A 14,498-nucleotide genomic window follows, 5' to 3' on the forward strand; every position below is an offset into this window, starting at 1 on the left:
GCCCCCGTCACATGTCTACGGTTGGATCGATGGAGCTTATTGCCGATAGTCTCTGCGCTCGGCCGTTTCCCCCCGCACTTCGTAAGACTCGGGGTTCAGTATGACTCCGTACTTTTGCTCGGCTTGCTCAATGGTCACGTATCCGTTCTTCGCATCCTTCGCGACCTGCTCCGCCGGCCGATGGAAAGGATGTCCATAGCCGCCTCCTGTACCGGTCATCAGCTTCACGACATCTCCCTTATTCAGGGGGTAGCGCGCATAGATTCCAAACGGCCCATCCGTTTCCCCATTGGCTTTCTCAATAAAAAACTCATTGGGAGAACCGGATTCCCCGCCATTGACTCCCCACGGCAAGAACTTGTTGCGGCCAAAGGTAACGGTCACTGCTTGCTTGTCCGTCATAGCACGATAAGAGCGAACAACACCGGATCCACCCATAAATTCACCCGCTCCTGCACCATCGCATCGCAGGCTGTACTCGTCAACCATGACTCCGTATCGTGCTTCTGCGATCTCCACGGGCATATTGTACGTCTCTCCATCCCCAATGCAAAACTGACCACGGGCGCCATCCTGACCTTCCCCTGCTCCCCATCCGCCAACGGAAGGTTCGACGATCAAAAAGGGCTCGTCCGACACATGATGCTTGCCGGACAAAGTCACAGCGGAGACGGACAGGAAATGGCCAGCTGTCAAACGGTTCGGCAGGATGGGAGCCAGTGCTTTCCATACCAGGTCTCCCCCTGCAGATCCACTTTCCCAATAAACAGAGACGGGTGCTGGCCGCTCTGCGGAGAAGATCGTGCCTGGATCGGCTATAATCTCCAACGGACGAAATACGCCATCGTTAATATCGTGAGAGGGGTTGGTGATCGCCAAGTAGATCGTGCGAACATCCGATACCAATGTCGTGTACGAGCAATTGACGGGGCCCAGTACTTGCGGATGGCTTCCCCTGAAGTCGCAAATGAACTGATCGTCCGTGATCGTGACCTTCACTTGAATCCGAAACGGCCCATTGCCCATTCCATCTGAATCGATGTAGTCAACCGCTTCATAGACCCCGTTTGGCAAGGAGGCCAGCTCTTTCCGGGCGAGCTGTTCGCCGTGGTCGAGCAAGCTCTGGATCGAAGCCAGAACCACATCTTTTCCATGCTTTTCACACAGCTCCTGGAAACGTCTTTCCCCAGTTCGCAGTGCCGCTACCTGTGCCCACATGTCTCCGAGAGACAGATCGGGAAAACGGACATTTGCTTGAATCATCTCCACCAGAGCCTGATTGACCTTTCCCTCATCAAACAGCTTGATGCAAGGGAATTGAAGGCCTTCCTGGAAAATGTCCGTCGAATCGTTAGTAAAGGAACCAGGATCTTTTCCTCCTACTTCTGTCCAGTGTGCTTTGTTTGCTGAAAACGCAACGATTTCCCCTTCGTAGTAAATCGGCATGACTAGCCCGACGTCAGACAGATGAGAGCCGCCGCCGCTGTACGGATCGTTGATGATGATGATGTCTCCGGGAGACAGATTCTTGCCCTCTGCAAATTTTTTCACCGTATCTCGTACCATGAAGCTCAGGTTGCCGATAAATCCCGCCACCCCGTGCCCTTGTGTCAATAGCTGACCATGGGCATCCGTCAAACCGCACGCGTAGTCCAATACTTCATAGATGATCGGACTCATGGATGTCCGACCCAAGGTATAAAACATCTCGTCCCCGATGGCGATCAACGAATCCTTGACGATTTCCAGGCTGAACGGGTCTACTTTTTGGACGCTCATTTAGTTCACCCCCGTGTGAATAATCAGATTGCCGTACTCATCTACCGTAAGCGACTGCCCCGGATGCATGACGGTGGACGAGGAACGCTCCTCTACAATGGCAGGACCCTCAAGGGCGATTCCTGGCGACAGCTTTTTGCGATCATAGACATGGGTAGCAACCCATCCTTTGCCCTCGAAGTAAACAGGACGTGATTCAATGATGGCTTCGGATACCGGGATATTGGTTTTCTCCAGCTTTTTGAGTGTGGGCTTCTGCACCTTGCCAAAAGCCGTCACATGGAGGGACACGATTTCCGTCTCTGTCTGTTCGAGACGGAATGTGTACGTTTTTTCGTGGAGCTGGTGGAATCTTTCCACGATCTCGGCAAAGGTATCTGCTCCCCACTCTCCATTCGGTACCTGCACTTTGACGGTATGCTCCTGTCCCACATAGCGCATGTCGGCAAAGCGAGCGTACATCACCGCTTCACGTGCAAGTCCGTCTGCTTCGTACTGCTGCCACGCTCCCTGCTCCAACGTATCCCACGCGCGGTTGATTTCCCCGATTTCTACTTGTCCCAAGCGCTTGTTGTACGTCTGTATGTAGTCGCGGCGCAGGTCCGTCATCAGCATGCCCCATGCGGAGAATACAGATGATGCGGTCGGTACCACTACTTTTTTCACGCCCAGCTCTTTTGCGAGAATCGATGCATGCATCGGTCCTCCGCCACCAAAAGCCACGAGCGTAAAGTCCCGCGGGTCGTATCCCTTGCGGACAGAAACAAGCTTCAGCGCATTCAGCATGTTGGAATCGGCAATCCGGATCATCCCGAGAGCTGCTTCCTCTACCGACATGTCAAAATGGCTGGCTACCGTCTCGTGAATGGCTTGCTTCACCTTCTCCAGATCGACGTTGTAACCGAAGTTTCTGGCAGCCAATCGACCCGTAACGAGATTCGCATCAGTCGTGGTCGGCTTCGTTCCGCCCATTCCGTAAGCGACAGGTCCAGGAAGTGCTCCGGCGGATTCCGGCCCTACTTTCAGCGCCCCCGCTTCATCGATCCAGGCGATTGACCCGCCACCATTTCCGATTTCCACGATATCGACGACGGGCACTTTGATCGGATAGCCGGCACTGCGCTCTGCACGCTCAATGTAGTAGTCCGTGGATACCTTCACTTCTCCCCTGTCGATGAGCGAACACTTCGCTGTCGTTCCGCCGATATCAAAAGCAATCAGATTGGTCTCACCGATCAGCTCTCCGAGTACCGCAGCTCCGTACACCCCAGCTACCGGACCGGACTCCACCATATTAATCGGAGTTTCCTTTGCCTGCGCAAACGTAGTCGTACCCCCATTGGATTGCATGATGTAGTTGTAGCTGTCTACCCCGTTTTCTTTCAGTTTTCCTTGCAGCTTATCGATGTACGAAGCGGCCGTTGGCTTCACGTAGGAGTTTAGCACGGCTGTATTGGTGCGTTCATACTCGCGCCATTCCTTTGTCACTTCATGGGAGGCTGTGACGTAGACCTCCGGCCATAGCTCCTTGATCAGGGCGGCCGTCATCTGCTCGTGCACCGGATTCACATAGGCATGCAAATAAGCGATCGCAACCGCTTTCACCTCTTCTTTTTGAAAGGAGGCGACGATGCTTTTGACCTGTTCACGATCGAGTGGACGAATGATTTCTCCCTGGAAGTCGAGGCGCTCCTCCACCTCCAGACGCAAATGGCGGGGGACGAACGGCTCCGGCTTGCGGTATCGCACATTGAAAAGATCCGGACGATTCCCTCGGGCGATCTCCAGTACATCGCGGAAGCCCTTGGTCGTAATCAGCCCTGTCTTGACTCCCTTTCTCTCTGTCAATGCGTTGATGATGACAGTGGAGCCGTGAATGAACGTATGAATCGCTTTTTTGTCGATTCCGCTTGCCTCAATGACATCCAGGACCCCTTGTTCAAAGTTCGGCGGTGTCGTCGGGCTTTTTGCTACGCCAATGTCTCCGTGCTCATCCACGAAAACCAAATCGGTAAAAGTGCCGCCAATATCTGTTGCCACTCTCATGAATATCCCCCTTTGCCAACCCATCTGTGATCGCTCACTGCTTTTTAAAAAATGACCGGCGTCAACACGCAGAGCAGCTGCGTTTCTTCTTGCAGCGGATTCTCGTATTCATGCTCGATATGAGACGGAAAATGAATGGAATCCCCTTGCTTCACGAAATATTCCTCTCCCCCAATCTCGAAGAGTACTGCTCCCTTCAGTACGAAGTAAAATTCCTCTCCTGGATGACTGAATGTCTGTTCCTTTTTTTGATTGGGCGCGAGCGTGACGATCATCGGTTCGAGAGAGCGCTTTGGGAAATCCCCGCCCAATCGGACAAAAGTCGTCGCAGAGCTCTCCACGCGAAATGGCTTCTGCTCGTTGGTTTTCACATGATAGTTGGAATGGACCTGCTCTTCAAAGAAGAAGCTCATCGGTACGCCAAACGCATCCGCAATTTTTTTGAGGGAAGTGATTGCGACGGAAGATGCTCCGCGCTCGATTTGGGACAAAAAACTGACGGACAGATTGGTCTTCTCGCTCAAATCCTTCAGCGTCATGCCTTGTTCCAGTCTGATGTCTTTGATTTTTTTGTGGATATCGTCCATCTCTTCACCTGCATCCTTTTCCTTATTGAAATTGAAGCATTTGCACGACAATTTCATATATTCTTTATTGATTGTGATTTTACTATAATCGATTACAGTTTTACAACATTTAATTCTTCTTTTACTTCATTTTTTACACTCTTATCTGAATATTGTTTCTCATACATTGACAACACTCGTTCTTTAAATCCTGCTGCCGCAGCTTTTGAAATAGAGGCATTATCAGGACTACAGCCGACACACTGCTTGGAGTTCATCTTCATCCAAATGTTGGTGGTCCCCCTTTTCAGAACAACAAAAATAGCCCCTTCCTCCGTCTTAGTACCGAAGGAATTAGGCTATTACTTTCAGTATTCCCGGTTTAGATTCGCCAAACCGAGTGGCGACATCCACGGACTTCCCGCAAAAAAATGTGGCGGCCTCCCCTTTTACTTTCAGCCATCGCCTTAGCGATTTCCCCTGTCTTCTTTCTTGCCTCTATTCGTAGTACCAGTTTCCAACTCACTCGTTCAAACTCTTGCGAATGCCCAAAAAGCCAAATAGGGCTTGTTACGCGGAAAATACGAGAATCTCTCACCCGATAAGAAAGATCCTTACAGGCATCATGAATTTGATTTACAGAACTTTCCTAAAATAGTACAATATTGTCATAACATTCACACAAGGAGATGGTACCAATGAAAAAATTAATTGCCATCGCTTTCGCAACCATGATGGTGATGTCTGTATCTACTGCTGCTTTTGCTTATGGTGACGGTAGGGGAAACGGTAAAGACCTTCCTGGCGGCAATCCCCCTACTCCCCCAGCCTATTGCCCTACACCAAAAGCCTGCTACGTACCCTGGTAGTATTAGGTTCAAATCCTCCAATCCGATGGTGATACCCCTGTCAAGTAAACACAACTAAAAAAACCTAAGCAGCCAGTGTGTTTCGGCATTCCACCGGAGCACACTGGTTTCATTTTTTTGGAACCGTTCATGGTTATCAAACCAGTCTTGTTATATGGGCTAAGCTTTTGTTTGTTCGGCCTGGCCTTGATTATCGCTCCTGTATTTGCTAAAAGTCGCTTCATTTATAAGAAATCTACTTCCGCCTGATTGCATAGCTGGCGGCTTTTATTTTGGGTGGACAGTAGAAACAATCACCGTATTAAGTCAGCTCTTCATCCCTCGTCATATGAAACATATATAATCGTATTTCGCCCAATGAAACGTTTTGCCATCGGCATCAAACCATTGAAGTTTGTAAAGGGGAAGATCAATGATATCCAGGAGCGTTGATCTTAGCGGAAATCAAATGACCACAGATGCGTATACCTATATCTCAAAGAAGATTGAAAACGATAGTATGAGTAAATTCGAGGTACAAATTCAGAAGGTATATAAGTGGATTGTAGGTAATTTTTGACTTCACCAATAAAAACAAAAACCCCTCGCACCAAATGGCACAAGGGGTTTGCATTCTTAATACGTGCTCATGTACTGCTCGCGCTCCCAATCGTGGACGCGTGTACGGAACATATCCCATTCGATTTCTTTCGCTTCGACAAAGTGGAGCAATGCATGCTCGCCCAATGCTTCGCAGATCACCGGGTCCGCTTTCAGGCACTCGATGGCTTCCTTCAGCGTTGCCGGAAGGTTTTCGATGCCGTTTTCTTCGCGCTCGATCTCGTTCATCACGTAGATGTTGCGATCGATGGCAGGCGGAGCTTCGATCTTGTTCTTGATTCCGTCCAGGCCAGCTTTGAGCATCACAGCCAAAGCCAGGTACGGGTTGCACGCCGGATCGGGGCTGCGCACTTCGATACGGGTGCTCAGACCGCGAGAAGACGGGATGCGGATCAGCGGAGAACGGTTTTTCGCAGACCATGCTACGTAGCAAGGAGCTTCATATCCCGGTACCAGTCGCTTGTAGGAGTTCACCAGCGGGTTGGTGATCGCAGTGAAACCGCGCGCATGGTGCAGAATTCCTGCCAGGTAATGTCTTGCCGTTTGGCTCAGTCCCAGTTCTTCAGACTCGTCGAAGAATGCGTTTTTGTCGCCACGGAAGAGAGATTGGTTGGCGTGCATGCCGGAACCTGCTACACCGTACAACGGTTTTGGCATGAAAGTGGCATGCAGACCGTGCTTCTGCGCGATCGTTTTGACCACCAGTTTGAAGGTCAAAATTTGGTCGGCCGCTTTCAGCGCATTCGCGTATTTAAAATCGATCTCGTGTTGTCCTGGAGCTACCTCATGGTGGGAAGCCTCGACTTCGAAGCCCATTTTTTCCAGGGTCAATACGATATCGCGACGACAGTTTTCACCGAGGTCCAGTGGAGCAAAGTCGAAATAGCCGCCTTGGTCGTTCAGATCAAGGGTTGGCACGCCTTTTTCGTCAAGCTTGAACAGGAAGAATTCAGGTTCTGGCCCAACATTGAACGATGTAAAGCCCATTTCCTCCGCTTCTTTCAGGGCGCGCTTGAGGATTTGGCGCGGGTCACCTTCGAACGGAGTACCATCCGGCATGTAGATGTCGCAGATGAGGCGAGCTACTTTGCCGTGCTCGTTGCCCCATGGGAAAACGACCCATGTATCCAGATCCGGATACAGGTACATATCGGATTCCTCGATGCGCACGAAGCCTTCAATAGAAGAACCGTCGAACATCATTTTGTTGTCGAGGGCCTTCGGCAGTTGGGACAGGGGAATCTCAACGTTTTTGATTACACCCATCAAGTCGGTAAACTGCAGGCGGATATACCTTACATCTTCTTCTTGGGCCAAACGCAAAATGTCTTCTTTTGTGTACTTGCTCACATTTCTCTCCTCCTGTCTCTAGTACAACTCTCTATCAGTGGAAGAACCGGGAAAGCTCTCCACGTATCAACGCATCTTCGCCGTAGCGAGAAGCATTGCGATACATGATTTGTTGCTTCAACAGTTGATGCAGGTCTTTCTCGGACAATTCCTTGCGCTTCGCCTCGGACGTGACCGTGATCTCGGACGGCGCCACAGCAGGCTCCTGCATTTGCAGCACTTGTTTAATGCCCGCGATGTTCAATCCCTTTTCGATCAAAGCCTTGATCTCCAGCAATCGATCCACATCATTGAAAGAGAAGAGCCGCTGTTTCCCTTCGGTGCGGGCTGGCTGAATGAGTTCGTTTTGTTCATAATAGCGAATTTGCCTCGCAGTCAGATCGGTCAGCTTCATGACGATCCCAATGGGAAAGAGGGCCATATTCCGGCGAATGTCATCACTCATGACTTGTCCCTCCTCATTTGTATTCCTTACGTTTATTCTATGCACTCCAAACTTTCCTGTCAACCGATGTTAGAAAAGATTACGCAAAACAGGAAAGAATTTTGGCGCGTGTACTGCACGTTGCCAAACACAATCGCTCATCATTCTTTGCAATCCAAAGGGGATCCGTATGAGCTCCGATCCCAGAGGAGTTCCAGGCTGAATCCGCCTTTCGCGGGTAATTTCGTCCACTGCCCATTTCCTTTTACCGCATCCACTGAGAGTATGGCTTGTCCTTCGAGAGACACGTCAGTCGCTTCCCTTGTTTTTTGTCAAACAAAAAACAGCGTCATACCCGTAACAGAGCATGGCGCTGTCTCCTATTTTCTCCCGGCCTTACTTTGTCTCCGGCAGCTCCAGCAGGTTTTTCTCGAGAAGTCCATTTAGTGCAGTAAGGATGCCCACTTTGACATGCGAGTAAGTCAAGCCCCCTTGCACGAATCCGAGATACGGCGGGCGGATCGGACCATCTGCGGAAAACTCGATGCTCGCCCCTTGAATGAAGGTCCCAGCGGCCATGATGACCGGATCCGCATAGCCAGGCATCTCGCTCGGGTATGGAGTGACGTGAGAATCGACCGGAGCCGCCTTTTGAATGCCTTGACAAAAGGCGATCAGTCGCTCTGCGGAGCCGAAAGCCACGGACTGGATCAAATCGGTGCGCGGTTCATGCCAAAGCGGATTCGTCTGGAAGCCGAGGCGCTCAAGCAATGCGGAGGAAAAAATTGCCCCTTTGAGCGCTTCCCCCACGACGTGCGGCGCGAGGAAGAAGCCTTGATACATTTCCAGCAGCGAATACAGCGACGCGCCTCCCTCCGCTCCGATACCCGGTGCGGCCATCCGGTAGGAAGCGAGCGTCACCAGGTCTTTGCGGCCGACGATATAGCCTCCGGTCTTCACAAGGCCTCCGCCAGGGTTCTTGATCAGCGAGCCGGCCATGATGTCTGCCCCTACGTGCAGCGGCTCCTGTTCCTCTGTGAATTCCCCGTAGCAGTTGTCCACGAAGACCACCACATCGGGCTTGATTTCCTTGACGACCCGGACCATCTCCTGAATCTTGGCGATGGTAAACGAAGGACGGTCGGCGTACCCTCGGGAGCGCTGGATTCCGATCACTTTTGTTTTGGGGGTAATGGCTTCCGCGACTGCCACGAAGTCGATCTCGCCCTCCGGCGTCAATGGGACATAGCTGTACCCGATCCCGTAATCCTTGAGCGAGCCCTGACCTTCTCCCCGCACTCCCACGACTTCTTCCAACGTATCGTACGGTTTGCCGGTAATGTAGAGCAGATCGTCTCCCGGGCGCAAAATCCCGAACAAGGAGATCGCGATGGCATGAGTGCCAGAGATGATGTGCGGACGGACTAGAGCCGCTTCTCCCCCAAATACGTCGGCGTAAATCGATTCTAGGGTGGCGCGGCCGGAGTCATCGTAGCCATAGCCCGTCGAAGGGGCAAAATGAAACTCGTTTACTTCATGCTTCTGGAAAGACCGAAGCACTTTCAGCTGATTCGTATCCACGAGTGCGGAAATCTGTCTGTGTCTTTCCGAAATCATGGCTTCTACTTCCATTACGAAAGGGCGAAGCTTTTCGCCGTGGGAAAAATATGGAAACACGTTATCTTACCAACTCTCTTCTGCAATCTCTGGTTTGTCCAGGAGGAAAGGGGCAATCCGGCCGTAGATCGGATGGTCCTTGTTTACGCGCACGGTGACGCGGTAGGATTCTTCGTTTTCATCGAAGTGCTGCTCCAGCTCGACGCCTTCGCGATGCAGGAGGGAAAGAATATCCCCTCGCTCGACCGGGACCTTCAGCGTCAATTCGTTGAAGGATGCGAGCGCGTACGATTCGATCCGCTTGAGCAGCCGCTCCTGGTCTTCTTTTCGCAAGGCGGAGATCAGGATCCATTCGTCCGCAGGGGGCAAGTACGTGCCCTCTTTCATGGCGTCCGCCTTGTTGAACACCACGAGCTGCGGGATGTCCTCCGCTTTTAACTCACGCAGGATCCGATCGACTACCTCCATGTGGATCTGCAGATCCGGATGGTGACTGTCCACCACGTGCAGGATCAGATCCGCCTCCTTGACCCCTTCCAGCGTGGAGCGAAAAGCTGCAACCAGGCTGGTCGGCAAATCCTGAATGAACCCGACCGTATCCGTCAGCAGCACTTCCATCCCGCTCGGCAACGAAAGCTGGCGTGTCGTAGGGTCCAGTGTGGCAAAAAGCTTGTTTTCCTGCAAGGTGTTCGCGTTGGTGAGCTGGTTTAAAATGGTGGACTTGCCCGCATTGGTGTAACCGACCAACGCAACCTGGAAAACGTTGTTTTTCTTGCGTCGCTCCCTGTGCAACGTGCGGGTACGAACCGTATCCGCCAGCTGCTGCTTCAGCTCGGTGATTCTACGGCGTATGTGGCGGCGGTCGCTCTCCAGCTTGGATTCCCCGGGGCCTCTCGTACCGATCCCGCCGCCGAGCCGTGACAGCTGTTTTCCTTGTCCTGCCAGACGCGGGAGCAAGTAGTTGTACTGGGCCAGCTCCACCTGGATCTTCCCTTCCCTGGACTGGGCACGCCCGGCAAAAATATCGAGAATCAACTGCGTACGGTCGATGACCTTGCAGTCGAACAGCCGATCCAGATTGCGCGTCTGGCTCGGGGAAAGCTCGTCGTTGAAAATGACCACATCGACATCCAGCTCTTCCGCGCGCTGGGCAAGCTCGTCGATTTTCCCTGTACCCAAGTACCAGGCCGGATCGATTCGATCCCGGCTTTGGGTAATGACATCCAGCACCTCGACACCTGCCGTATCGGCTAGCTCTTGCAGCTCTTCCATCGACAGGCGCATGCGTTCTTCATCGCGGTTATCCAAAAGGCATCCGACCAGGATGGCCGTTTCCTTCGTCTTAATCACATCGTTCACCGATTCACGCCCTTTCTTCCCCTATCATACCACATTTTCCCCCAAACCGTTACGCGCCTCTCCAGACAACGCTTCGTTTCAGGTCGGTGTGACTTGGCTCGGCTGGGGCACCAGCAGCACTCTCGCTCGGAATGCCGCCCCCCTTCCTTTTCCGCTCCCATCCCTAGCTTTTGCAATTCTTGCGCCAATATCATTTCTTTTCTCCCGCTCAGCGGCGAAACGAAAAAAAGACCGCGTCACGGTCTATTTCGCTAAAATCTCTTGCAATGCCTGTGCGGTTTGGTTGAATGCTTTCCTAGCCGGATGGTTTTTCCCCTCGATTTCCAGCATTCGTTTGTTTGCGTACAAGTCGATCAGCAGATCGAAAAGGAGCTGCTCGCTCTCATTTTTGGGCTGCATGTAGATGGAAAACTCAACGAATTCGTCTATAAAAGCCGCCCCCATCGTTTCCCCGTTTTTATCCATCTGGACCATTTGCGTATAGTATTTATTCCCCCAGTTCCTTATATCCGGACTGATTTCTTCCGTTGGGATGGCTGCGGCCGTTCTGATGGGCTTGGAATCAGGCTACCCGCTATGTATCGGAGCCGTCCCCGCATACATTACAAGCAGAGAAGATAATACCATGGTTATTGCTGTGTTCACGATAGCCTCCCAACAACACACGCTTGTTATTATAAACCATTCCATATTTTTACAACCAAATCCATCTTACCCCACGCTCATGTAGTCATCAACGAAAAATAAAAGCGTGAAGGCCAAAAATTAGAGGGAAAAGTCCTCTGGCTTCAGTCTGATCAAATCCTCTCGGGATAGCTGATTCGATTTTACGAGGCGAACTGCCTGAACCCTGATCGCTTTCTCGATGCAGTTCCGGATGTACCGGGCATTGCTGAAGTTTGCCTGAAAAGGATCATTCAGGATCGCCGTTACTGAACGCCTGATCTTTTCCAAAGAGTCTTTCGTCAGCTCAAAATCTTTCCCTTTCGCCATCAGGTTGGCGATTTCCAGCAGCTCGTCGACTGTATAATCGGAAAAATGAATATGGACGGGAAAGCGGGACGGCAAACCGGGATTCAGCTCCAAAAAGCTGTCCATCTCATCGTTGTATCCGGCGATGATGCAAATGAAATCTTTGTTGGAGTCCTCGAGCGCTTTCGTTAAACAATCTACCGCCTCCTTTCCGAAGTCTTTTTCCCCGCCTCGTGCCAGGGAGTACGCTTCGTCGATAAACAAGATGCCGCCCAGGGCCTTTTTCACCAAATCCCTTGTTTTTTGCGCGGTATGGCCGATGAATTCCCCTACCAAGTCAGCGCGTTCGACCTCGATGAGATGACCTTTGCTCAAAATGCCCATTTCGCGAAAGATCTTCCCGAACAATCGGGCAATTGTCGTCTTGCCTGTGCCGGGATTCCCTTTAAAGACCATGTGGTATACCTGTTTCTCGAGCTTTAGATTATGCTTTTCCCGCTCCTTGTTGATTTTGTGCAGAGCGTATATCTCATAAATGGTTTTCTTCGCTTCTTGCAGTCCAACAAGTCCTTCCAGCTCTTCAAACAGTACCAGCAATCCTTCCGGTGCCGTCGCACTTACATTTGCTGCCAGGGAATGAACCGGTTTCTTGGGGACTTCCCTTTTGAATACGACCTGGATCCGATTTCCCGAGCTTGGCATGCTGCTAGACTCGACGGACACACTGTTATCCATTTGCCTCAATCTGTTCACCCACCTGTCGCCCTAGAATGAGTGTATGATCACTACCCGGATTGTTTCGGTTACAGATCGCGTGCGAATGGCGATCACCTGCCTCCTGGTCCCTACATTAGTATACTCATGGATCAGCCAATCCTGCCCTATTTTTTCAAGACAAACCTGCCCGTGGCCCACGAGAAGAGCAGGACGCCGAGCATGCAGCCGGACAAGAAGGGAACGACACCGGAGAGCAAATGCGGCAAGGTCAAATCCGCATTTTTTCCGGAAACGTGCAGACCGGCCACGATGACTCCCACCAGCCACGAACCACCCCAAAACATCCATTTGATCCAGACAGGAAGCCTTCTCTCTCGCGGAAAAGCTCCCCTCTTCCTCCCCGCTTTCCAGAGCACCAGTGCGATTGCAGCAAAGCCGATGCACGAGCTTCCGTGCTGCAGCCACTTGTAAACGGGCCATACCCAAGCTCCGAAGCCGATTTGATGTTCGAGAACGGGCAGCTGCAGGACAGCATATCCCCCTTTATGGGTAAATGCATCCCATACGATATGGCTACCGATCCCGAGCAAGGCCGAGTAAACAAAAATAAGCACCCAACGCCAGCTGGGCCCGAAGGCGGCTGTGCGGAAGACAGGCCCGATTCTCCTGCCGACCGCCTCAGGCAAGCACGCGATGAGCGGCTCCTGGACAATCGCATGAAACAGCAGCCAAAGACAGGCAACCAGGGGCAAGTCAAACCAGAAGATGCCTGCAATCGTATGACTGTATACACTGTATGGCTGCATGCGGAAAAAATATTCGAAATCCGGTGCCATACTGCCCAGCGCCAATGCAGGAAAGAAAAAGAAACGGGACTTGCGAAGCGGCAGTACAATGGCGGGATGTGCGAAAGTAAACGGCAACGAACTCTCCCCTCTCTTTTTCGTAAGACGAAGAGTGAAAGGAAAAAGATACGGGCCAAAAGAAAAACACCCGACGCGGAAGCTTTCGTTCGCCGGGTGTCACTTCTTCTCAAAGGGGCAGGACGACCGCTACGACCTGTTTTCCACTCACCTGTATCCCTTTCTCTTGCTTTCCGCAGTGGGCCAAGTCGCGGACGAGCTCCTCCACCAGCCTTTTCGCTTCCTGGCTCTCCTTTTTCTCCAGCCGGACCGTCAATTCTACAACGTCGCCCGCTTGGAGAATCCGCTCCGCCTGGTGCTTTTTCGTCTCGTAATCGTGATCTTCAATGAAGGCACTCAGCCGGACCTCTTTCACCTTAGGGCCTTTTTCCGCCTTCCGGTTTTTCGCGTTTTCTTTCACTTTTTGCTGCTTGAAATCCGTACGGCTCACCAGCTGGCACGGAGGCGGACTGGAAGCGAGAGACAGGCATACCAGATCCACATCCAGCTCCTTCGCCATTTGCAATGCTTCTTTTGTGGACATGATGCCCAAATCCTCACCGTTTACGCCAGTTACCTGTACTTCTGCCGCTTTAATTTTTTCGTTGGCAATCATCGTATGGCTCACTCGTTTCTTCTTGATCTTTGGATTCGACAAACCCTTCAGTACTCCCGTTTGTACCCTTTGAAGATTGTACCATAAGGGAAGGAGCTGGAAGTATTGACACTCGAATGAGAATCAATTACAGTACGTTTAGTTAGCCAGCTAACCAAATTGGAGGAATCGACGTGGATTTCGACTACGCAAATGCCCTTACACACTTGATGGGTCACGTCATGAAGCTTCATCGGCAAAACGTGGATATGCTTATTCAAAAGTACGACGTGCACCCCGGGCAGCCTCCTCTGCTCATGCGGCTGACTCGTACAGACGGGATGGTGCAAAAAGAACTCGCTCGCCGAATGAACGTGAAACCGGCTACCTTGACCGTCATGATCAACCGGATGGAGAAATCCGGCCTTGTCACTCGCAGACCGGACCCGCACGATCAGCGCAGTTCGCGCGTCTATTTGACAGACAAAGGCAGAATTGCAGCCGGAGCAGTCAAGGATGCCCTGGAGCTGCTGGAAGGCAAATGCTTTGAACGTTTCACCGAAGAAGAAAAGACGATGCTCTGGGACATGCTCACACGCATTCACGCCGACCTGGAAATGTTCAAAAGCGAGCATGCGCGCGGAAGCTAGCTTCATCGCAGATCTCGACTCATGGCTGCGACTCAAACTCCGAAAGAAAGGT

14 protein-coding genes are annotated in these 14,498 nt (G+C 51.7%); 2 read left to right on the forward strand and 12 right to left on the reverse strand.

What is annotated here, in order from left to right; all coding sequences use genetic code 11:
* Positions 1-36: 36 nt before the first annotated feature.
* The 4 genes from RGB73_RS16995 to RGB73_RS17010 all read right to left on the reverse strand — a co-directional run bounded on the left by RGB73_RS16995 (position 37) and on the right by RGB73_RS17010 (position 4,669).
* Entirely contained in the window at positions 37-1,779 is a 1,743-nt protein-coding gene (locus RGB73_RS16995) for a hydantoinase B/oxoprolinase family protein (protein ID WP_310763832.1), read from the reverse strand.
* Positions 1,780-3,825, reverse strand: a complete 2,046-nt coding sequence (locus tag RGB73_RS17000) for a hydantoinase/oxoprolinase family protein (RefSeq protein ID WP_310763834.1) — start codon at positions 3,823-3,825, stop codon at positions 1,780-1,782.
* A gap of 44 nt (positions 3,826-3,869) precedes the next feature.
* Positions 3,870-4,412 (reverse strand): helix-turn-helix domain-containing protein, encoded by a 543-nt coding sequence (locus tag RGB73_RS17005; RefSeq protein ID WP_310763836.1) that lies wholly within the window; start codon positions 4,410-4,412, stop codon positions 3,870-3,872.
* A 92-nt stretch (positions 4,413-4,504) separates the two neighbouring features.
* Entirely contained in the window at positions 4,505-4,669 is a 165-nt protein-coding gene (locus tag RGB73_RS17010; protein ID WP_310763838.1) for a hypothetical protein, read from the reverse strand.
* Positions 4,670-5,089: 420 nt separating this feature from the next.
* Between RGB73_RS17010 and RGB73_RS17015 the strand changes: the two genes are divergently transcribed.
* Entirely contained in the window at positions 5,090-5,260 is a 171-nt protein-coding gene (locus RGB73_RS17015; protein WP_310763840.1) for a hypothetical protein, read from the forward strand.
* Between the two features lie 615 nt (positions 5,261-5,875).
* Here the strand turns inward: RGB73_RS17015 and glnA are convergent.
* The 8 genes from glnA to infC form a co-directional block, all read right to left on the reverse strand.
* Positions 5,876-7,210, reverse strand: coding sequence for a type I glutamate--ammonia ligase (gene glnA, locus RGB73_RS17020; protein ID WP_310763843.1), 1,335 nt, complete (start codon positions 7,208-7,210; stop codon positions 5,876-5,878).
* A 34-nt stretch (positions 7,211-7,244) separates the two neighbouring features.
* Positions 7,245-7,655, reverse strand: a complete 411-nt coding sequence (locus RGB73_RS17025) for a MerR family transcriptional regulator (protein WP_310763845.1) — start codon at positions 7,653-7,655, stop codon at positions 7,245-7,247.
* A gap of 375 nt (positions 7,656-8,030) precedes the next feature.
* The gene (locus tag RGB73_RS17030; RefSeq protein WP_396136114.1) at positions 8,031-9,311 is read right to left on the reverse strand and encodes a methionine gamma-lyase family protein; all 1,281 of its coding nucleotides are present in this window, start codon (positions 9,309-9,311) and stop codon (positions 8,031-8,033) included.
* A gap of 6 nt (positions 9,312-9,317) precedes the next feature.
* Complete coding sequence (hflX, locus tag RGB73_RS17035) at positions 9,318-10,610, reverse strand: GTPase HflX (RefSeq protein WP_310763846.1); 1,293 nt, start codon at positions 10,608-10,610, stop codon at positions 9,318-9,320.
* A gap of 243 nt (positions 10,611-10,853) precedes the next feature.
* A complete protein-coding gene (locus tag RGB73_RS17040; RefSeq protein ID WP_310763848.1) occupies positions 10,854-11,075 on the reverse strand; it encodes a hypothetical protein in 222 nt (73 codons plus the stop codon).
* A gap of 300 nt (positions 11,076-11,375) precedes the next feature.
* Complete coding sequence (locus tag RGB73_RS17045) at positions 11,376-12,317, reverse strand: AAA family ATPase (protein ID WP_310774370.1); 942 nt, start codon at positions 12,315-12,317, stop codon at positions 11,376-11,378.
* Positions 12,318-12,463: 146 nt separating this feature from the next.
* The gene (locus RGB73_RS17050) at positions 12,464-13,222 is read right to left on the reverse strand and encodes a DUF4184 family protein (protein ID WP_310763851.1); all 759 of its coding nucleotides are present in this window, start codon (positions 13,220-13,222) and stop codon (positions 12,464-12,466) included.
* A gap of 109 nt (positions 13,223-13,331) precedes the next feature.
* Entirely contained in the window at positions 13,332-13,817 is a 486-nt protein-coding gene (gene infC / locus RGB73_RS17055) for a translation initiation factor IF-3 (protein WP_310774374.1), read from the reverse strand.
* A gap of 173 nt (positions 13,818-13,990) precedes the next feature.
* Between infC and RGB73_RS17060 the strand changes: the two genes are divergently transcribed.
* Positions 13,991-14,446 (forward strand): MarR family winged helix-turn-helix transcriptional regulator, encoded by a 456-nt coding sequence (locus RGB73_RS17060; RefSeq protein ID WP_310763853.1) that lies wholly within the window; start codon positions 13,991-13,993, stop codon positions 14,444-14,446.
* Positions 14,447-14,498: the final 52 nt, after the last annotated feature.

The organism is Brevibacillus brevis, from assembly GCF_031583145.1.
GTDB classification, from domain to species: Bacteria; Bacillota; Bacilli; order Brevibacillales; family Brevibacillaceae; genus Brevibacillus; species Brevibacillus brevis_E.